16 protein-coding genes and 1 other RNA gene are annotated in these 21,106 nt (G+C 52.1%); 6 read left to right on the forward strand and 11 right to left on the reverse strand.

The features are described 5' to 3' along the window. Positions 1-8 precede the first annotated feature (8 nt). Genes ABDW36_RS14250 through ABDW36_RS14275 form a run of 6 tightly spaced genes read right to left on the reverse strand, consistent with a single transcriptional unit; the run spans position 9 to position 10,809 of the window. Entirely contained in the window at positions 9-992 is a 984-nt protein-coding gene (locus tag ABDW36_RS14250) for an alcohol dehydrogenase catalytic domain-containing protein (RefSeq protein ID WP_343702583.1), read from the reverse strand. Positions 993-994: 2 nt separating this feature from the next. After that, positions 995-1,858: an amidohydrolase family protein gene (locus ABDW36_RS14255; RefSeq protein WP_343702584.1), complete on the reverse strand. Its 864-nt coding sequence runs from the start codon at positions 1,856-1,858 to the stop codon at positions 995-997. Positions 1,859-1,880: 22 nt separating this feature from the next. Beyond that, positions 1,881-3,257: a hypothetical protein gene (locus tag ABDW36_RS14260; RefSeq protein ID WP_343702585.1), complete on the reverse strand. Its 1,377-nt coding sequence runs from the start codon at positions 3,255-3,257 to the stop codon at positions 1,881-1,883. A 24-nt stretch (positions 3,258-3,281) separates the two neighbouring features. Continuing rightward, a complete protein-coding gene (locus tag ABDW36_RS14265; RefSeq protein WP_343702586.1) occupies positions 3,282-6,059 on the reverse strand; it encodes a hypothetical protein in 2,778 nt (925 codons plus the stop codon). Next, the gene (locus ABDW36_RS14270; protein ID WP_343702587.1) at positions 6,052-7,695 is read right to left on the reverse strand and encodes a RagB/SusD family nutrient uptake outer membrane protein; all 1,644 of its coding nucleotides are present in this window, start codon (positions 7,693-7,695) and stop codon (positions 6,052-6,054) included. The genes ABDW36_RS14265 and ABDW36_RS14270 overlap by 8 nt, the downstream gene beginning before the upstream one ends. Positions 7,696-7,713: 18 nt before the next feature. Next, entirely contained in the window at positions 7,714-10,809 is a 3,096-nt protein-coding gene (locus ABDW36_RS14275) for a TonB-dependent receptor (RefSeq protein WP_343702588.1), read from the reverse strand. 234 nt (positions 10,810-11,043) lie between these two features. On the opposite strand from ABDW36_RS14275, the gene ABDW36_RS14280 reads away from it, so the two are divergent. Further along, the gene (locus tag ABDW36_RS14280) at positions 11,044-11,922 is read left to right on the forward strand and encodes an AraC family transcriptional regulator (protein WP_343702589.1); all 879 of its coding nucleotides are present in this window, start codon (positions 11,044-11,046) and stop codon (positions 11,920-11,922) included. 46 nt (positions 11,923-11,968) lie between these two features. Here the strand turns inward: ABDW36_RS14280 and ssrA are convergent. The 4 genes from ssrA to ABDW36_RS14300 form a co-directional block, all read right to left on the reverse strand. Then, positions 11,969-12,340: a transfer-messenger RNA gene (gene ssrA / locus ABDW36_RS14285) on the reverse strand. Positions 12,341-12,362: 22 nt separating this feature from the next. Beyond that, entirely contained in the window at positions 12,363-13,700 is a 1,338-nt protein-coding gene (rseP, locus tag ABDW36_RS14290) for an RIP metalloprotease RseP (protein ID WP_343702590.1), read from the reverse strand. A gap of 40 nt (positions 13,701-13,740) precedes the next feature. Then, complete coding sequence (locus ABDW36_RS14295; RefSeq protein WP_343702591.1) at positions 13,741-14,901, reverse strand: 1-deoxy-D-xylulose-5-phosphate reductoisomerase; 1,161 nt, start codon at positions 14,899-14,901, stop codon at positions 13,741-13,743. Positions 14,902-15,013: 112 nt separating this feature from the next. Beyond that, a complete protein-coding gene (locus tag ABDW36_RS14300) occupies positions 15,014-16,513 on the reverse strand; it encodes a GH3 auxin-responsive promoter family protein (RefSeq protein WP_343702592.1) in 1,500 nt (499 codons plus the stop codon). Between the two features lie 217 nt (positions 16,514-16,730). Here ABDW36_RS14300 and rplU point away from each other — a divergent pair, with 217 nt between their 5' ends. From rplU to ABDW36_RS14325, 5 genes are all read left to right on the forward strand, one after another. After that, positions 16,731-17,135, forward strand: coding sequence for a 50S ribosomal protein L21 (gene rplU, locus ABDW36_RS14305; RefSeq protein WP_343702593.1), 405 nt, complete (start codon positions 16,731-16,733; stop codon positions 17,133-17,135). A 36-nt stretch (positions 17,136-17,171) separates the two neighbouring features. Continuing rightward, positions 17,172-17,450 (forward strand): 50S ribosomal protein L27, encoded by a 279-nt coding sequence (rpmA, locus tag ABDW36_RS14310; protein ID WP_119075733.1) that lies wholly within the window; start codon positions 17,172-17,174, stop codon positions 17,448-17,450. 68 nt (positions 17,451-17,518) lie between these two features. Continuing rightward, on the forward strand, positions 17,519-17,884 hold the full coding sequence (locus tag ABDW36_RS14315) for a hypothetical protein (RefSeq protein ID WP_343702594.1): 366 nt from the start codon (positions 17,519-17,521) through the stop codon (positions 17,882-17,884). A gap of 114 nt (positions 17,885-17,998) precedes the next feature. Continuing rightward, positions 17,999-19,684 carry a helix-hairpin-helix domain-containing protein gene (locus ABDW36_RS14320; RefSeq protein ID WP_343702595.1) on the forward strand — a complete coding sequence of 562 codons (1,686 nt, stop codon included), beginning with the start codon at positions 17,999-18,001 and terminating at the stop codon, positions 19,682-19,684. Then, positions 19,684-20,373: a PrsW family glutamic-type intramembrane protease gene (locus tag ABDW36_RS14325; RefSeq protein WP_343702596.1), complete on the forward strand. Its 690-nt coding sequence runs from the start codon at positions 19,684-19,686 to the stop codon at positions 20,371-20,373. Before ABDW36_RS14320 ends, ABDW36_RS14325 begins: the two co-directional genes overlap by 1 nt. On the opposite strand, the gene ABDW36_RS14330 is transcribed toward ABDW36_RS14325, so the two are convergent. Continuing rightward, positions 20,370-20,576, reverse strand: coding sequence for a hypothetical protein (locus tag ABDW36_RS14330; RefSeq protein WP_343702597.1), 207 nt, complete (start codon positions 20,574-20,576; stop codon positions 20,370-20,372). The two genes, ABDW36_RS14325 and ABDW36_RS14330, sit on opposite strands and share 4 nt — an antisense overlap. Between the last annotated feature and the right edge of the window lie 530 nt (positions 20,577-21,106).

Genomic DNA, 21,106 nt, shown 5'->3' on the forward strand with positions numbered 1-21,106 from the left:
TGTTAAGTTCATGATGCAGGGCCAAAGGTGAGGGCTACTTTCAGCGCCCTGTTGTGCCCGTCCCGCGCCAGGGAGAACGCTTCCTCCCAGTTTTCGAAAGGCAGCCGGTGCGTGATCAGCTCTTCCAGCGTCAATGTTTTATTGTTCAGGCATTCCAGTGATGCCGCTATTCGGTTCTCGTCATTACAGGCGCCGGCAATCTCCAGTTCGCAAACATGCAGCGTGAAAAGGTCGATAGGGACCGGCGCTACCACATTGCTGAATATTACCAGCCTTCCTCGCGGCCGCAATGCCTGCATGCAGGTTTGCACCGCTTCGGCAGCGCTGACGGCAAGTATGGCAATGTCTGCAGATTTTGCAGGAACATCTTCTACAATATCAGCGCCGGGTATCTTGCTCAGCCGGAAAGGCGAGCGGCCGGCAACCACCACCTTTGCCGCTCCGGCTTGCAGTGCCAGCCGGGCAATGATGTTCCCGAACGGCCCGTCTCCCACAATAAGCACCCGGCGGCCCCTGACGTCTCCGGCCCTTGCAATGGCCTGCAGGCACACGGCAACGGGTTCCAGCAGCGCGCCAAGTGATAAGGAAATATGGTCTGGCAGCGCCACCACACGGTCTGCGCGCTGCACAAAATATTCCGCAAAGCAGCCGTCCCTGTCCAGCCCCAGGTGGCCCATATTCGAACATAAATGCTCATATCCTCTCCTGCATTCCTCACACTTTCCGCAAGACACAACAGGATGGGCCGCCACGCGCATGCCGGGAGCAAGATGCGTAACGGCTGCGCCCGCTTTCACCACTACGCCCGCCCCTTCATGGCCGAGCGTTCTGGGGTACCTGATGCCGAAGGGGTTGTGGCGGATGTCATGCAGGTCTGACGTACAAATGGTAGCGGCGCCCGTGCGCACCAGCACTTCGTCCGCGCGCGGCTCCGGCAGCGGCAGCTCCGTCATTACCAGCTCGTTCAGCCCTTTCAGTTGTAAAGCCCGCATGTTCATAACGTTCGTTTTGAAGGATGCGGCAAGCCCAGCAGCGTCAACGCATCCCTGTTGATGATCCCTTCCGTTACTTCTTCCGGTATACCCGGCAGGCCGCTGTTGGCCAGTATGTGGTTGAGGCTGCGCACGCCTTTCAGCGAGTTAGCGGTGGTGGTAAAAGGGAAGTCCGATCCGAACAGCACTTTTTCCGATGCGTTGTACTCCACCAGCAGCCGCATGGAATTGTAGAACTGCCATGGCCTGTAGTACAGGGCGGAGAGGTCCGCATATACGTTCTCATGGCGGCGTATCACCGCAATGGTCTCCCCTTCCCAGGGATGGCCCAGGTGCGCAAGCACCATTTTCAGACCGGGAAAATCAACAGCTACTGCATCAAAATGAGCGGGCCGCGAATATTCCAGCCGGGTACCGCTTACAAAGGAAGTGCCCGCATGAAAAAGTATGGGAAGCCCGTGCTTTTCACAATAGCGGTAGATGTCGTAATAACGCGGGTCAAGGGGATGCACATTCTGGTAGAGCGGCGCCAGCTTAACGCCCGTAGCGCCAAGCTCCTGGTGGCACATCTCCAGCTCCTCCCGGTAATTTTGCTGCAGCGGGTCTATTGACGCAAAGAACAACATCCGCTCCGGCGCACGGGCTACATGCGCGGCCACACGCTCATTGGGAATGTTCCAGCCCGTTGCGGAAGCCTGCAAACCGAATACTACGGCTACATCAGCCGCCCGGGTGGTTTCCAGGTGCCTTTCTTCCACATCTCCCCAGGCCGCCTGGTTTACGCGGCATCTTGCAAGGTCTGCCTGCAGCGCCGGCCCAAAGTCTTCGCCGGCTTTGAAAATATGTGTATGGATATCAATGATCATAGTACTTACAATATACTCAACTCTATTCCAAAGACCAGTAGTGCACTGCCCAGGGTTCCAGCTTCACCGTCAATGTCCTGGTGCCTTTTTCCAGCTTGCTGAACGGTTCGGGCCGCAAACGGAGGTTCTCTTCCAGGCCGGCGCCGGTGGCATCCAGTATAATATGCCGGGCTCTCATATCTTTCGGCATATCTTCCAGGCTCAGGTTGACGGTTACCGGCTGGTCCGAGAAATTCCAGAGCATCAGGTTATGCATTTCCAGCTTGCTGTCATGCGAAGCAAACCCATGTACCTTTTTATGAGATGACTGCACGGGCACACGGTTGCCCGCCATCCTGGACAGCAGCTTGAAAGTGTAATAGGCAGGCCTTATCTGGTTCTGGTAGTCTATCAGCCCGCTGAACTGCGCCTGCCGGTTCCACCATCTTGTCATGAATGCAGTGCCCTTCGGGGAAAAGAACCTTGCAAACGTTTCATAGTTCACATACCAGTCCCTGATCTGGTAGTAACAAGACCAGTCCAGCCCCGCATCCTTCATCTGCCAAACGGTTTCCGCCACATAACAAGGTTGAAAACGAGGGTCCAGCGGCGGATTGAAAAGGTCCATGTTCCATTCGTTCATGATCGTTTCCGGATGCAGGCCGGGATGCCCGGCTATCAGCTTTTTCACGTAGTCGATCTGCTCGCGGATAACGTAAGGGCTGTTGTTGTAGTGATGCCAGGAAACAAAATCAAGCGGCAGCTTTTCTTTTGCGCAGGCGTCTAGCAACGCAGGCAGGATGGGCGATTTGTACCAGGCAAGCGCCGGGCCGCCCACCTTTGCGTTCGGGTCTGCGCGGCGGATGGCCGCAACAGTGTGCCTGTAATACCGTACATAACTTTCGGGCTTGAAGCGGTAGGGCGTACCGCCGCTCTCTCCCAGGTCTACCTCGTTGCCAACTTCCCAGTAGGTGATACCGGCCTTGCGGTCAAGGAAATGTTTTACCACGTCATGTACAAATTGCTCCCAGGCTTTGTAGTCATTCGGCTCTACAATATCATGATCTACCACCGGGAAAAATATGGAAGGCTTCAGGCAAAAGCTCATGAAAGGTTTGGCGCCGGTTTCCAGGATGTTGTTCACCGTACTGTCCAGCGTAGTAAAATGATACCTTCCTTTTTCAGGTATCACGTCATAATATTCGCTGACGAAAAGCCGGATAATGGCGGGATGCAATGCCCTGATCTCCGGGACCCTGGATGACAGCATCGGTTCTTCCGACAAGCCGCCCTGCCCCAATGCCATTTTCTCCATATTCATCGGGCCCGCATCTTCCCTGAATTTCACGCTTACGTTGGCGGTCTGCGCTGCTCCATATAAACTGATCAGCAGGAGGAATGTAGTGAATACGCTCTTCAAAATTGTTGAATTTATGGTGATGGATCAATACCTGGCCGAAATGGTGTATCGTTTTCCTTCCGGCGCCGGTATTACAACAAGTTCTTTCTTTGTGTCAAAATTTTTCCAGTCCTGCCCGTTTACGGTAACAGACCGGATGGCGCTGCCCTGCGGATGCCGCAGCCGAACAACCAGCATGCGGGGCGGGTTTCTTTCCGAAAGCTCCAGCGTGGTAACGATCTCGTTTTGGGCAACATGGCTTTCCATGACCATATTCAGCGGACCGAAATAAGTTGGCGCCTGCTTTACCGCTATTTTTTTCCCGTCTTCGAGCCATGCCCTGGGTATAGCCTGCCCGATCAGCAAGGTGTCCATACCTGTTTCGCGGACAAGCATGTTGCGGTACAGCTCAAACCATGCGCCGTCTGTACTTGGCGGGCCGTAGTACTGCCCCCATGCCCAGCGGTGCTCCAGGGAGGTCAGCTGCTCGTGAGAGAAACCACAGGCCATCAGGCTGTAAAACGACCGGATAGCGGCCTTCTGTTCGTCACGTTGCAGGTATACGGCAGACTGCTGAACATATACCGGTTCATTGGCAGCGCCCAGGTTGCGGAAGAAGAGATTATCTTCATGATCGTGCAGCATGGCGGTGGTCAGCCAGCTGTCCGGCGCTATTACGCCGAGCCTTGACAGGTGAAGCGGGCCGCAGTCTACATCTGTGGGGTACCACTGGTCCATCAGCCGGCGTGGCGTCATGGCGTCTGTAGGCACATAGTTCACCCAGGTGCCGTCTGCCACCTGCACCACGGGAGACAATACGCTGGCGCGAGAGAACTCCTTCACCACGTCTGCTTTCATTTTAGCCGCGGTGGTGGCAACGGCTTCCGCACGCGGATGGCGATAGGCCTTCAGCGCTTTTGCGAATATTTCGAGGCCGGCCACATAATAAGCTTGCGTGAAGGCCCACTCCCGCTCTGCGTTGGTAAGATCATTGAGCGGCGCCTTGATCAGGCCGGACGTATTGCCGGCGGCGTTGGCGGCTTCTACCTGTGCAAGGCACCAGTCCAGCGTTTTGAGCGCGGCCGGCAGCAATTCTTCAAAATACTCCTTGTTGGCGGAAAGCAAATAGTTTTGCGCGATGGCATATAGCTGTGCGGGCGAGTAAACGCCCCAGTTGGCAAAGCCCCCGATGCGGCCATCTTTTTGTTGCTGGCTTTTGAACATGGCCAGCAATTCATGTTGCGCAACCGAATCGTACCCCCGCAGGCCGTAGATCATATAATCTACGTACACAGCCTGGTTGATGGGCCAGTCTGCATCTTTCTGGCCATAAGCCGTATTGGCGTACGGCAGGTCCATATGCGGCGCGTTATCTGTTCCAATAGTGTGTCTCGGCAGCACAAGAGAATGCCAGAGACTGGCCCTGAAAAGATCGTTCACGGCCTGTTCCGGCACTTCAAACTGCGCTCCCTTAGCCAGCCAGCGCTCCCAGTATGCCACCGTCTGCTGCTTTGCAGGGGCAAACTCCAGCGTGTTTAGCCGGCCGGCTTCTTTTACAGCGGGAGAAGGCAGCTTCGCTACGAACGAAAGAGCTTGCCCTTCCTTCAGATGGCCCGTAACCGTCAATGTTGCTTTTGCGCCACCCTCTGCGGCTACGGAGAGCCCTTGCCCCGCCTGCAGCAACAACAGGATGTTGCCAGACCGTTTGTCTGCTACCACCCAGTTGCCGCTGGCATTTGAAACATGCAGCTGCGTATCCGCCGCAGGGCCGGCCAGGGAAAGGCCGAACCGCACGGGCCCGCTTTTGCCGGACAGCTTCACCTGCGTGAGCATCACACCCGGCAGGTACCCGCGCACCACGGCAGACGGGTCTGCCAGCGGCGATACGAACTGTGTGATCTCTGCCTGTTGCCCGTTTTTTTCAAGGTCTGTAACAATAACAGGTAAACCATTCCATATCCGCTGCTTTTTCCATTTGCTTTCCTCCCATTGGAGGTCCAGCCGGAACTTGTGCGGTGAAGCAAAATCAGGGCGTACATTTCCGCCGCGGTCTACAGCGAACTTGTAGATAGCGCCATGGGCCGGCGCCATTACCGTGAGATGCCCTTTGGTACCCATCCACTCCGTTTGCCAGGAAGCCTTCCATTCCAGCGGGTTGCCGAAGTCTTCCCAGGCTTCCTTAAATTTTTCAAGAGACGTCTCCGGCTGCGCGGCCACTTCGTCAAGCACCCGTTTCCCTCTGAGGGAGGCAAGGTGTTTCCGGAAACTCACGGGCTTGCCGGCGAGCGTGATAAAAACATCATGTTCCGGCAGCCACATGGCGCGGTGGCGCACAAGCTGCTCCAGGGAAATAGCAAAGCCCTGCGTGCCTTCAGCATCCAGCTGAACAACGAGCAGGGGGCCGTCTGGCTTGTTCCAGGGATCGTTTCGCAGCCTTTCCCCCTGACCGGGGGTACCGTTTTCCATGAGGAAGCCCCACATGGCATCGTCTTTCACCGAATACCGGTCACGATGGCCCGCCAGCTTCCGCAGCGGCGCGGAAGGCCTGGGCCAGCTGATACTGGCCGTCAGTCCGTCTACATCACCATTCCCCGTATGCAGCAATGCCTGCTGGCCAACCCGGTCGTTCTGCTCAATTCCTGACGCTGTAATATTCGTGATCTGCAGGCCGGGAGAACCGGCTTTGAGTATCACCGTTCTTGCCTGCTGTTGCCGTGCGGTATGGCCAAAATCTATCCTGACCGCAAGGTTTTCCACCGGCGCCTGCGCCACCGCCAATTGCGGCAGCAGCAGGCCCCATATGAGATATTGTGCTTTAATCATAATTCGGGTTCTGTACCAATTGATTGTTCTTGTCGATGGCGGATTGCGGAATAGGGAGGAAATAATTTTTCGCAGCATTGAAAACTTTTGTGCCGCCGCCTGCCGGAACGATGGTGTACGTCCACTTGTCTCCCACTTTTTCAATTTTCATGGCATGCACAGCACCGTTCAGCACCACTTCCGCCAGGCGCAGCCTTAACAGGTCAGGCAGGCGTTTTTCCTCAAATGCCAGCTCTACCCTTCTTTCCCGGTGAATGGCGGTGCGCATGGCGCCCTGGCTGAGCCCTTCGGGAAGGTCGGGCAGCTCCGCCCGCTCGCGTATCAGGTTGATGGCGTCATACACAGTTTGATCGGGGCCGGTAGCTTCATTCCTTGCCTCCGCATAACTCAGCAACACTTCCGCATACCTGTAGATGATCCAGTTAGCGCTGTTCTGGTTATTTCCAGCGCTGGCATATTTCGGGTTAATGCCTTTACGAATGTAATAGCCCGTTCTGGTGGAAATACTGCTGTTATTAAGGTCTGTTGCGTTCAGGCTGCCAACGCCCTGCTTCATGATCATTTCGCTGCCCAGCCATTGCGAACCGTCGTATACAATAGATTCATAAAATCTTTTTTCACGGCCAACATACGGGTTCTGGGCATCGTAGCCGGAAGCCGGATCGGTTATCGGGAGGCCGTTGGCCATGGCATATGCGTCTACCAGGTCTTGCGTGGGGTTCACATGCCCCCAACCCGTCAGGGCGCCGTTCACGAACCGCGGCCCGATCTCCCCGTCACGGTAATTGGCCAGGGAGGTGCCGCCCATGTGCTGGCGGGCAAAGATCACTTCCACGTTGTTATTGTTCTCTTCGAAGAAGAGGGTGTTATAATTGGAGAACAGGGAATACCGCGCGGTATCAATGATACGCTTGAACGTTTTGGCAGCCTGCTCCCACCTGGCAAGATCATTGGAGGGGTTGTGCAAGGCACCGGCATTGAACAGCTCTGCGGAACCTTTCAGGGTGATGGCGGCGCCCCATGTAGCGCGGCCTGTTTCTGCCGTCAGCGGCAGATCTGCAGCGGCGGCGGTACATTCGGCCACAATAAAGTCGAAAGTTTCGGCCGCAGTGTTCCGTGGACGGAACACCTCATCGCCCTGCTCGTTCTGGTTGAGCACATCCGTGATCACCGGCACACCGCCATGGTACGTCCAGAGAATTGAATAAAAATATGCGCGCAGAAAACGGGCTTCCGCCAGCCTCACTTTCTTCCAGTCCGCCTCCAGCGTTGATGCTGTTACGTTCTTGATGAACAGGTTGGCTTTCCGGATGGCGGTGTAAAGGCCCCATTGACTGGGTGCGTTGCTCGGCGTATAAATGGATGGGCCGTAAATGTTGGTGCTTACACGGCCGGCCTGCCCGTTCATGGAATTGTCCGAAAAGTTTTCCCAGGGATCGCCGGTGAGCAGGGAAGGAACGGACGCATAAACGTCGTTCAGGAACAGGTCTGCATTGGCTGTGCTGGACCAGAGCGTTTCATCCGTCACCTGGTCTTTAGGCACCACGTCCAGGAATTTATTGCAGGAATGGAATGAAAGTGAAAGCATGCCTATCAGGAGCACCCTCATGGATAATTTCAGGAATGGATTGTTCATACCAAATTTTTTTTCTGATTAGAATGTTACGTTAGCGCCTACGGAGAAGACTCTCTGGTTGGGATACCCCCAGCTTCCGTTCGGTATCCACGAGTCGTTCGGCCCAATTTCAGGATCGTAGTTGATCAGCTTGGTCCAGGTAAAAATGTTTTGTCCGGACAAGAACACTCTTATGCTTTGCATCCTGATCTTCTTCATAATGGCGGAGGGAATGGTGTAGGCCAGTGTAGCGCTTTTCAGGCGCAGGTAGCTGGCATCTCCCATCCAGAAAGAAGATGTTTGCGAGTTGTTGACCGTTGGTGCAGAGGTGAGCCTGGGATAGGCGGCATTCGGATTCTCCGGCGTCCAGTAATCGAAATTGTGAACATAAGGAAGCATGGTTTCCCAGAATGGCATGATAGACGAGCCGTGATAATACCAGTTGGTTTTTGCGGCGCCCTGGAAGAGGAGGTCCAGCGAGAAGGCCTTATATTTCACCGAAGGTGAAAAGCCGTAAATGATCCTTGGTGCGGCGGTGGGGTCTCCTATCACGGTGAGGTCGTCATCGTTGATCTTTTTGTCTCCGTTGAGGTCAGCATACCGGATGTCTCCCGGCTTTACGGCGCCCCAGGGCTGTACGGCTATGCCCGGATTCAGGTTACCGTTGGCGTCAAAATCGCTTTCCTGGAAATATCCGAGCGACTGGAAGCCGAACTGCGTACCCAGGGGTCTTCCTGTTACCCGGCGGTTGGGGTTGTTGTAAGTGGTAGAGGTTTCGAATATCTGCAGCACTTTATTCTTCGCGTAAGTCATGTTGGCGCCAAGCGATATCTCCAGATCGTCCGAAACACGGTAAAAAGAACTGATCGAGAAGTCTACGCCCCTGTTTTCCATCACGCCCGCATTCACCTGGCTCAGTCCCACACCGTATTCCGCCGGCACTACCACATCGGGGTTCACGAGCATGTTGGAACGTTTCTCGTAGAAATAATCGATCTCGAAATTGAGCAGGCCGCCCCAGAAATTAGCCTCCAGCCCCACGTCCGTTTTCTTTGCCCGCTCCCAGGTGATGTAAGGGTTAGGCTCGGCCCTTTCCCGGATGCCCTGCACGGCACTGCCGCCCAGCACATAATTTGTTCCAAGCACGTTGTATGTGCTCATATACTGGAAAGGAGTGCCAGCCAGTGCGCCCACTTCGCCGTAAGAAGCCCTGATCTTCAGGTTGTCCAGCCAGCTCAGCTTATCCTTGAGGAAATTTTCCTCAGACAGGCGCCAGCCCACGGAAAATGCGGGGAAAAAGCCGTAACGCTGGTCTGGCGGGAAAAAATAGCTGCCATCGTAACGGCCGCTTGCTTCCAGCAAATATTTCTGCGCGTAATCATACGCCACGCGGTACACGAGGCCCATCTGCCTGGCCTGGCTGGAGCTGCCGCGGGTGCTCATATCAGCCTGGCTGGAACTGCCGAGATTGATCTCGTCTATGGTCAGGTTATAGTTCCGCCTGTCCGCACCAAGCGTTTCAACATCATTGCTCTTGGCCTCAAAAAGCCCGAGCACGCTTACGTGATGTTTGCCGAAGGTGTTATCATAGTTCAGCCCCGCCTGGTAGGTAAGCTGGTATTCGTTGGTGTAATTCTGGCTGAGAGACGGCTTCTGCTGCCCCCATATGCCGTCTTTGATCACATATGGCGTTTGGGACACATCGATGCTGGCCTTATGTACCGGCAATACCCAGAGTTTGTTCATTGTATGGGCCGGGTCGTAGGCAATTGTGCCTCTCAGCTTCAGGCCGGGAATGAAGGGGATTTGCTGCTCTACAGACAGCTGTGAAAAAAGCGCGGTGGAATTGATCTTCTGATAGCCGCTGTTGAAGAGGCTGCCGGTGAGGAAGGTGCCGTTCATTCCGTTGCTGAATTTCAACGGCCCGTACAGCGGGTGCAGGTAACCGATCAGCTCAAACAAACGGCCCGTAGTGATCTGCGGGTACATGTTCTTTTGCTGCCGGCCGTTCACGTTCAGCGACACCTTTGTGGTATTGGTCACCTGCGCGTCAAGGTTCAGGGTAAGGTTGAACCTTCTTGAATTGGTGGCCGCCCACATGCCTTCCTGGAACTGGTAGCCCAGGCCCGCGTAGTATTTTACCCGGTCAGTTCCGCCGGATATCTCAATATTATGATTGGTAAGAATGGCGTTCTTGTTGGTGATGGTACCCCAGATGTCTTTAAATGTAGGATAGGCATCCGGATCTGACCCGTCCTGGAACTTCTGAAGGTCTGAAGCGGAGTAAGGTTCCGGCAGCCCTTCATTTACAGCAGCCGCATTCCGCAAGGTGGCATATTGATAAGAGTTCACGAAGTCAGGCAGCACCACCGGGTTCTGAAAACCTGCATACCCGTTATAGCTTAGTGTTGGCGCACCTGTTTTGCCGCGTTTGGTTGTGACAAGTATTACGCCATTTGCCCCTGCAACGCCGTACGGCGCTACGGCGGCCGCGTCTTTCAACACGGTGAACGTTTCAATGGAATTGGGATCGAGCTGCTGAAAAGGACGGGGAATACCGTCTACGATCATTAGCGGCTGATTTGCACCCGTTGAAGAAATGCCCCTCACGTAAATGTTTGAGCCGTCTTTTCCCGGCTCTCCTGATCCCTGCTTCACAATAACACCGGAAACACGGCCACCCAGGCTGTTGCTCAGGTTTGCTACCGGCACCGAAGCCACTTCCGCTCCTTTCAGCGTAGAAATGGCGGCCGTTACAGATACTTTTTTCTTTGTACCGTAACCTACCACCACTACATCGTTCAGTGTCTGATTGGCGGACTGGACAAGTACGATGTTCAGCGTTGTCTGGTCTCCAACAACGACCGTCTGTTTATCATACCCCAGAAATGAAAAAACAAGCTCCTGTCCTCTGGACGCCTGTATGCTGAATCTGCCGGTCTCCGTGGTGGTGGTCCCAAGATTTGTTCCTTTAATCTGAATGGATACATTAGGCATCATGGCCTGCCCGTCCGTTACAGTGCCGGAAATGGTCACCTTATCTTGTGCAATGGCACGGGCAAAAAGGAAGAGCAGCAAGATCTGTAACGGAATGACTTTCCCTATTACCTGCAAATTAAATGAGCAGAAGTTCATAGTAGTTGATTTGCGTAGTTAGCTGATAGAATTGCGTAATTTTGGTTGTTGCTTACAAAAATAATTTCCTCTTTTTCCACAGGTCTACACCATTTCGCCTATTTTGTATCCTATTTAGTGGTTGCTCCGTAGATGGACAGGCAAAGTGTCCTAAATTGCTATTTTATTCCTCTATTTCGCACTCAAATAAAAAAAAGCCGGCATAATCAGTACAAATTCATGTATATTAAGAACATGAAGCCGCACTTTAAGCCAATCTCATCAGAGTCCAGTCTCTTCAAAATAGAGCTGCAGGAAAGCAACAAACAATTCGACTATCCGTGGCATTATCATCCCGAACCGGAGATCACGTACATATTGAGCAGCCATGGTGTTCGCCACGTGGGTAACAGCACGGAGAATTTTTATTGTGATGATCTTGTATTGCTGGGCTCAAACCTTCCGCATACCTGGCAAAGCTGCAGAGAAGAAGATGAGCCGGCCACTGCCATCGTGATCTACCTGAAAGAAGATTTTCTGAATGAAAGCTGGATGCAAAGCATAGAATTCAAGGCCATTGCCGGTTTACTGGCAGAAACGAACAAGGGCATTGCGGTAGACCGGGAAAAAGCGCTGCAGCTGAAACCGAAATTTCTGCGCCTGCTTAAAGCGCCGGCTTTTGAAAAGATGATCATTGTGATGGAGATATTGCAGGAGCTGGCACGGAGTGCCCAATTCCGTTTTCTTTGCCCGCAGGGGTTTACGGGCGCATTGAACCGGACAGACAATGCAAGGATCAACGTGATCTATGATTATATTCAATCTCATTACCTGCAGCAGGTATCCTTGTCTGAAATATCCAGCCGGGTCAACATGAGCGAGAAATATTTCTCACGGTTCTTCAGCAAGGTGATGAAAAAACCGTTCTTTGAATTTCTGAATGAATACCGGATCAACAGGGCCTGCAAGCTATTGATAGAAACAGACATGCAGATCAGCGAGATCTGTTATGCCTCAGGCTTTGAAAGTGTGTCTTTTTTTTACCGGCAGTTCAGGAAGTTTAAAGGCTGCCAGCCTAAAACGTATCGGAAGAATTACCAGCAGGTGGGGGAATTGAGGTTGCAGGCGAGTTGAGGTTTTTTTACTCAAAAAAATAAGGGGAACGGTAACCCATTCCCCTTAGTGGAACCGGCGGGAGTCGAACCCGCGTCCAAACATATTCCCCAAAAGCTTTCTACATGCTTATTTCTGCATTAGGTTGTCGGAACTTGGCAGGGGCAGAACAAACCAACCTCGTCCGTATCCGTTAAGATTTTCATTACACACTCACAGAAACCATGTGTACCTATCCCGCTATGGTTTTGATTCAGCGGCGGGGGGCGTAACGGGCCACATCCCCGGCGGCTATAATGGGTACCTAATCTGATTAGGCAGCCATGGCGTAGTTAGATTCGCCAATTAAAGTTTGGGTATTCAGATTTACGTGCTAATTATCCAACGCACGGCATGCTTACACTTTCAAAGACCTATGCTGTCAAAACCGGTCGGCCCCGTATTTTGCAACCGCAAAGATACTAAAATTTATCCGAAATCCAGCGCCAGATGTCCAGACCGTTGGCATACAGCAGTAAGCCGAACAGTATTACCATACCCACTATCTGCGCGTATTCCATGAACTTTTCACTGGGTTTGCGGCCGGTGATCATCTCGTAGGTCAGGAACACCACGTGCCCGCCGTCCAATGCCGGAATGGGCAGTATGTTCATGAACGCCAATATGATGCTCAGCAGGGCCGTCAGCTGCCAGAAGCTTTGCCAGTCCCACTCAGAGGGGAACAGGCTGCCAATGGTCATAAAACCGCCGAGGGACTCGCTGGCTTTTACTTCTTCAGACACAAATATCAGCCGTATCTGCTGTACGTACCGTACCAGCGTGCTAATGGCTTCTTCAAAACCGGCGGGGATGGCCTGGCCGAAAGAATAGTGGCGGGTAACGATGTCCAGCTGTTTGTTGGGCAGCGCGCCCACGCCGAAGCCGCCCTGGGTGGGTACGGTGGTATTGATGCGCACGGTATCCGCTCCTCTGAGCAGGGTGATGTTCACGGCTTTGCCTGTGTCTCTGCGGATCATTTTCACCAGGTCGTGATAGTACTGCACGGTGGTATCGTTAAAGCTCAGCACCTTGTCTCCCTGGCGCATGCCCGCGGCAAAGCCTGGCTTGTCCTGAAACACGGTGTCCAGCTGCGCTACGAGGCGGGGGTATACAATAGAGGCCTTGCGTTTGATGGTTTTGTTCACAAACCCTTTCGGGATGGGCACGTTCACCTGCTGGCCGTCTCTTTCCACCTGTATCACCTTGGCTTCGTTCAGGATCACATCACGGGTAATATATTCGAAGCTTTCAATGGGCTTGTTGTCTGCGGCCAGAATTTTGTCTCCATCCCGGAGGCCAATGCTCTGGGCCAGGGAATCAGCCACAATGCCGTATTTCACGTTTTCGATGGGCAGGTATTGTTTGCCCCAGTACCACAGTATCATGGTATAGATCAGGAAACCCAGTATCAGGTTGACGGTTACCCCGCCGATCATGATGATGAGACGCTGCCAGGCCGGTTTGGAACGGAACTCCCAGGGCTGCGGCGGCTGGGCCATCTGCTCCTTGTCCATGCTCTCGTCTATCATGCCGGATATTTTCACGTAACCGCCCAGGGGCAGCCAGCCTACGCCATATTCTGTTTCGCCCTTTTTGAATTTGAAAAGGGAAAACCAGGGGTCGAAAAACAGGTAGAATTTCTCCACTTTGGTTTTGAACAGTTTGGCCGGGATAAAGTGCCCCATTTCATGCAGGACTACCAAAATCGACAACGACAGCAACAACTGTCCTGCTTTGATCAATATTTCCGATGTTTCCATGTATTTGTTGGATGTATACTTATATTTTGTTTAACTGTGTTTAAATCAGGCTATGGATGAGTTCTGCGGCATGTTCACGGGCAGCGGTATCCGCCTCATAATAATGCTGTAAGGTCGGTTTTTCCATGAAAGGAATTTTGACCAGTGTTTCTTCTATTACCTCCGTCATTTGCAGGAAACCGATGCGGTTCTTTAAAAATGCGTTCACTACTTCTTCGTTGGCGGCATTCATGACACAGGCGGCGTTGCCTCCTTTTTTCAAAACCTCCGTGGCAATGGCAAGGTTACGGAATGTTTTGATATCAGGCTGCTCAAAAGTCAGCGAGGGGTAATTCTTGAAAGAAAACCGGGGAAAATCGTTGGACAAACGGTCTGGGTACCCCATGGCATACTGGATGGGCAGTTTCATATCCGGCAGGCCCATCTGGGCTTTCAGGGAGCCATCCGTAAACTGCACCATGGAATGGATGATGGACTGGGGGTGGATCACCACTTCGATCTGCTCTGCCTCCAGGCCAAAGAGCCATTTGGCCTCGATCATTTCCAGCCCCTTGTTCATGAGGGTAGCGGAGTCTATGCTGATCTTGGCGCCCATGCTCCAGTTAGGGTGCTGCAGGGCATGGTCTTTTTTCACATTGATCAGGAAATTGGTTTTCTTGCCCAGGAAGGGTCCCCCTGAAGCCGTCAAAATCACTTTCTCCACCCTGGCCGGTTCTCCCAGCAGGCATTGGAAAATAGCGGAATGCTCCGAATCTACCGGAATGATGGGTACGTTCTTGCGGCGGGCGGTGGCCATCACAATGTCTCCCGCCACTACCAGCGTTTCCTTGTTGGCCAGCGCCACCGGCGTACCCTGCTCCAGTGCGGAGAGGGTGGGCGCCAGGCCGGCAAAGCCCACTATGGCGGCCAGCATCAGGTCTACAGACTCCCAGGCGGCCACTTCCACCATGGCGGAGGGGCCGGCAAACACTTTTATGCCTTTGTCAAATAAAACATCTTTTACTGCGGCGTACTTGCTCTCGTCTCCAATTACCACGGCATTTGGTGAAAAAAGCAAGGCCTGCTCTATCAACAGGTCTGCATTCTGCTGCGCGGTGAGCACTTCTACCTCAAACCTGTCAGGGTGCGCGGCAATCACTTCCAGCGCCTGCCGGCCTATGGAGCCGGTAGAACCAAATATACCAATACGTTTCTTACTCATGATCAAACAGAATGTCTCCTGTGATTAAATTTAAAGGTTTTTTCAATTATGCGTGCGGAAACCGGCCGGCCCGCTGTGCTGGCGGGGAGGCCGGGAACAGGGCGGTGTGTTTTCAGCGCCCGTCCAGGTAATTTCCTAATTCGTCTGCGATATGGCGGTCGTTGCTCAGGCGGGGCACCTTATTCTGCCCGCCCAGTTTACCGATGGATTTCATGTAGTCAATAAAGCCGTTCTTCCTCACCGGCCTTATCTTTAAAGGTTGCAATATATTACCGGTTAACAGATCATCATAATAAATGTTGCGGTTCCGCAGCTGCCCGTCTACCTGCAGGGCAAAGCCGGAAAGGTCTGCCGGCACCTGCTCAAACTCCACGAACCACTCATGGTAGGGCAGCTCGCCGTTTACCTGTATGCGCGGGGCCACGGTAAACTCCGTGATGCGCACTCCGCTGGTGTCTGCCACGCCCATCAGGCTCTGCTCTACCTCTTCCCCTATCACGTGCTCCCCGAAGGCGGAGATAAAGTGTTTGGTACGGCCGGTCACTACAATGCGGTAGGGGTTGGTAGACACAAACTTCACGGTGTCCCCTATATTATAAGCCCATAAACCCGCGTTAGTGCTCACTATCAGGGCATAATTCACACCGGTTTGCACTTCTTTGAGCGTAAGCCGGGTGGGATTTTCGTTAAATATCTCCGCGGCGGGCACAAATTCGAAGAAAATGCCGGCGTTGGTGTTCAACAGCAGGCCTTCATGCTCCTGGGAGTCCTGGTAGGCAAAAAAGCCTTCGGAAGCCGGGAAAGTTTCAATGGTGGTTACTTTCCGGCCGATGGAATCAAACAGTTTGGCTTTGTAGGGCTCAAAGTTGACGCCGCCGTGCACCAGCAGATTGAAATTAGGGAACAGCTCACCGATGGGCTTGCCGCTCCGGGCTATCAGCTGGTCAAAGTACATCTGCATCCATGGCGGAATGCCGCTGATCAGCCGCATGTCTTGCTGGATGGTTTCGTCCACTATCTTGCCCAGCTTCGTTTCCCAGTCTTCTATACAATTGGTTTCGTAGGTGGGCAATTGATTGGTGCGCAGGTAGCGCGGTATCTGGTGGTTGGCAATGCCGCTGAGGCGGCCGGTGGGGATGCCCCCTACCCTTTCCAGTTCCGGGGAGCCGGAAAGGAAAATGAGCTTGCCGTCAAAAGCGCTGGAATCTCCTGTTTCCACCACGTTCATGAACACCGCGTTGCGGGAGGTGTTAAAGTGATGGTCTACAGACTCCTTGGTGATGGGAATGTATTTCACCCCGCTGGTAGTACCGGAAGTTTTGGCAAAATAGATAGGCTGCCCCTTCCAGAGTATATTGTGCTTTCCTTCCTTGATTTTATCGATGTAAGGCCTGAATTGCTCGTAATCCCGTATGGGCACCGCCTGTTTGAAGGCTTCATAGGAGGTAATGTCGCCAAAATGATGGTCTTTTCCGAACTCTGTTTTCCTGCCCGTCTTCATCAAATCTTGCCAGATCTCTTCCTGGTCTTCTACCGCCCTCAGCATTTCCTTCTTCACCTTATTCGCTATGATGGAAGCAAATGGTTTGGCCAGCAGTGATTTAAACTTCATGCCCCTGTTTTTAATGGATAATCGTAAAAAACAAAAGTATAAAAAATGTACGCAAGATCACAGTTTTTAAAACCGGCCGCAATGGGCCATTGGCGCGGCATGAAGGCGGGAGAAGGTTAAAATACCGGTACTCCGGGGATGCTAAACAATTGTTAAAAAAAACTAAAATTCTAAAAACTCCGTATCTTTGATATGTAAAAAGCTATTTTTCAATAGGATGTTTGCCCCTGCCCGGGTGCCATACTGCAAAAAAGTATTAAATTCTTTGTTGATTAAAAAACAAAGTAATACCTTTGCAGGAAATTATTTTTGGAATATTATGTTCGCAGTTGTAAAAATCGCAGGTCAGCAGTTCAAGGTACAGAAAGATCAGGAGATCTTTGTGCAACAACTGACTGGAAATGTTGGAGATAAAGTAGAATTTGCAGAAGTTCTGCTGACCGACAACGACGGTAAGGTTACCGTAGGTACTGATGTAAAATCAGTGATTAAGGCGGAGATCCTGGGTCATGTTCAAGGTGATAAAGTGATCGCTTTCAAAATGAAGAGAAGAAAAGGCTTCAGAAAGAAAGTGGGTCACCGTACTCATTTTACCAAGATCAAGATCAACGAAATTGCTTAAATTTATATTGACTAAAGTTATAAAGTAACAAATACAATGGCACATAAAAAAGGTGAAGGTAGCGTAAAGAACGGTCGCGATTCCCAAAGCAAAAGGCTGGGCGTTAAGATCTTCGGTGGCCAGGTGGCAGTAGCTGGCAATATCATTATCCGCCAGAGAGGTACAGTTTATCACGCAGGGTCTAACGTAGGCATCGGTAAAGATTTTACCATCTACGCGCTGACCGATGGTGTTGTGGAGTTCCGGAAAGGTCGTGAAAACAAAACCTTTGTTTCCGTAAAATCATTTGACACCACTGCACAGGCGGAAGCCTAAGTGTAGTGTTTGCCATAAAGTTTTTTTTAATACCCAATTTTAATTACTAACCCAAAATTCAAAAAACAATGGCAACAATTAAGAAAGCTGCTGCTAAAAAAGCTGCACCTAAGAAAAAAGCCGCTGCTCCTAAAAAGAAAGCTGCTGCTAAGAAAGCTGCTCCTAAAAAAGCCGCTCCCAAGAAAAAAGCTGCTGCTAAGAAAGCTGCTCCTAAAAAAGCCGCTGCCAAGAAAGCTGCTCCTAAAAAGAAGGCCGCTGCTAAGAAAGCTGCTCCTAAAAAGAAAGCTGCTGCTAAGAAAGCTGCTCCTAAAAAGAAAGCCGCTGCTAAGAAAGCTGCTCCTAAAAAGAAAGCTGCTGCTAAAAAGGCCGCTCCCAAGAAGAAAGCTCCGGCTAAAAAGCCCGCTCCTTCTGCGCCTGCAGCTCCGGCCATGTAAGATCGGATTTACAAACTGTAGCATAAAGCACCTCGGTACCCCCGGGGTGCTTTTCTTTTATACCCCTCCCTCCCCTTTTGCCCTTTCCGCCCGAATCCCTAACTTACAGCCGCTATGGAAAATTATATCATTGCAGATAACTTCTCCCTGCTGGCCAGGCTGATGGATATTCACGGCGACAATTCGTTCAAAGCCAAATCTTTCGCCAACGCCGCATTCCAGATAGAAAAACTTACCGTTCCCCTCCAGGAAACCCCTCATGAAGCCATTTTCCGCATTAAAGGCATTGGCGAGTCTACCGGCAAAAGCGTGATAGAAATGCTCAATACAGGGCAATTTGCCGCGCTGGAAGACTACATCCGCAAAACGCCGCCCGGCATCCTGGAAATGATGCGCATCAAAGGCCTGGGGCCCAAAAAGATAGCCACCATCTGGAAGGAACTGGAAATAGAAACCCTCGGGGAACTGCTCTACGCCTGCAATGAGAACCGCCTGCTGTTGCTCAAAGGCTTTGGGCAAAAAACGCAGGACAGCATCCGCCAGAGCATTGAATTTTTCCTTTCCAACCGGGAGCGCTTCCTCTACGCAGAAGTGGAATCTTTTGCGGAAGAGCTGGAAAAACTGCTGCAGCAAACCTTTGCCCCTGCCCAGGTAGCCATCACCGGCGCCTTCCGGCGCCAGCAACCCGTTATTGATGAGCTGGAGTTTGTTGTGGCCCTGCCGGCGGAACAGGTGGCTGATACCTTCAAAACCATGGAAGCCTTTACCCGGCTGGACAATACGGAAGATGCCATTGTGCTTCAGTTTAAGGAGCAGGTGAAAATAAAAGTATATGGTGTGGAACCGGCGCACTTTGCCGTGAAACTCTTCACCACCACCGGCTCCGCCACCTTCCTGGAACAGTTCTTTGCCCATGCCGGCCCAGCGTCTGGCGGTACGGAAACCACCGAGGCCGCCATTTTTGAACAGGCCGGCCTGGCCTATATTCCACCCCCGCTACGGGAAGGCCGCGCCAATGAAATTGCGCGAGCGGCCGTAGGCGCCTTGCCACAGCTGGTGCAGCCAGCAGACATACGGGGCATTATACACTCCCACAGCCAGTGGAGCGATGGCCTCCAGAGCCTGGAAGACATGGCCAAAGCTGCCAAAGCGCAGGGGTTTGAGTACCTGGTGATCAGTGACCACTCCCGGTCTGCCTTCTACGCCAATGGCCTTCAGCCGGAGCGCATCATTGCCCAGCATCAGCAGATTGACCAGCTGAACGCAGAGCTGGCCCCCTTTAAAATATTCAAAAGCATAGAAGCTGATATCCTGAATGACGGCAGCCTGGACTACCCGGATGATATACTCCGCAGCTTTGACCTGGTAATAGCCTCGGTTCACTCCAATCTCAAAATGACGGAAGAAAAGGCTATGGCCCGCGTATTAAAGGCCATTGCCAACCCTTACACCACCATACTGGGACATATGACCGGCCGCCTGCTGCTCAGCCGTAACGGCTACCCGCTTAACCATGAGCAGGTAATAGACGCCTGCGTGGAGCATGGCGTGGTGATAGAGTTGAATGCCCACCCCCGCCGGCTGGACATTGACTGGGAATGGATACCCTACGCATTGCAAAAAGGCGCCCTGCTGTCTATAGACCCGGATGCACATGCCATTGCCGGATTTGCAGACGTACGTTACGGCGCGCTGGCGGCGCAGAAAGGCGGGCTTACGCCAAATAAAAACCTGAGCAGTTTCACACTGGCGGAGCTGGAAACTTTCCTCCAGGCACGCAAACAAGCTAAAAATATCTGATGCTCTACCAATCGCTTGCTATTGCCCTGGCTCCCGGCATTGCCATTTCGCTGTTGATCTACTGGCTTGACCGGCGTGAACGGGAGCCGGTGCGCCTCCTCATCCGCAGCTTTATGCTGGGCGTGATATGTACCTGCTTCCCTCTGCTGGTGGAAGGCACGGCACAGCAGCTGGGCATTGGAGCGGGCGGCGGGACGCTGGCTACGGCGTTTTTCGCCTTCGGCATTGTGGGTTTGAGTGAAGAACTGGGGAAATACTTCGTATTACGCTACTTCGCTTTTCCAAAGGCCGCGTTCAATGAGCCATTTGACGGCATCGTGTACTCGGTGATGATAGGAATGGGCTTTGCCACCACTGAAAATATAGTTTACGTAATGCAGTACGGCATTGGCACCGGCCTGGTCAGGATGTTCATTTCCGTACCTGCCCATGCTGCATTTGCTGTATTAATGGGCTACTACGCGGGGCTGGCCAAATTCATTCCCCAGCACCGCAAAACCCTCCTCTTCACGGGCCTCTTCTGGGCCGTGGCCTTTCACGGGGCATTTGATTTCTTTCTGCTGATCGGGGACAGTTTCTTCCTGGTAGCAGCGTCTCTGCTATGTCTTTTAATAGCAATACGGCTATCTGTGCGGGCTATCAAACATCATACTGAGATCTCGGAGAGGTGGAACAAGCGGGAAGACTAGCGCTCTTTGGTTACATAACGGCGCGTTAACCAAAAATAAAGGCCATACCCCAGGTACGGAAGGAAAAACACCAGCATCAGCCATTTAAGATGGTAAGGCCGGTTATTGGCCTGCCGGAACATATGTAATACGCAGAACCGCACTACCAGCCATATATGCACCATAAACAACAGTGTGAGCCATATTTCCGCGTTATCGTCCATTTCCGGAAGCTTTAACTCAATCTACGATTTTTCCGGAGAAAAAAGAACCGTACAAGGCAAAAAAAAGAGCCCGATTTGAAAATCAGGCCCATCCTCCAAATTAACTAGTAATGCAAAGTGGATAAAAAAGTTATATATCAGGTAGATAATTGATCAGTAGTGATGCGCAGGGCATATTTCCGTTGTTTCAAATCTACAAAAAAATTTTAATTCTGTTAGGAATACTAATTTTTTGAAGGCACATAAAAAAAGCCTGGTACAACCCAGGCCTTTAATATGTTCAAGTTAGAAACCATCTTAAAAAAAAGGAGCCCGATTCGACCATCAGGCTCGTTTCTCTCCAATTTAGCTTAAGACAAAAATCCCTTATTCCCTAATAAAAATGTATAATAATATCATCCATAAAACTTCTGCCGCGGCGGTTTAAAGAAGGAGCCCGACACGACCATCAGGCTCGATTTTTTCTCCAATTTAGCTTAAGACAAAAGCTGATGCAGGCAACATGTCACCTGCAAATATTGTTAGGATGA

The organism is Chitinophaga sp. (assembly GCF_039596455.1).
Classification (GTDB): Bacteria; Bacteroidota; Bacteroidia; order Chitinophagales; family Chitinophagaceae; genus Chitinophaga.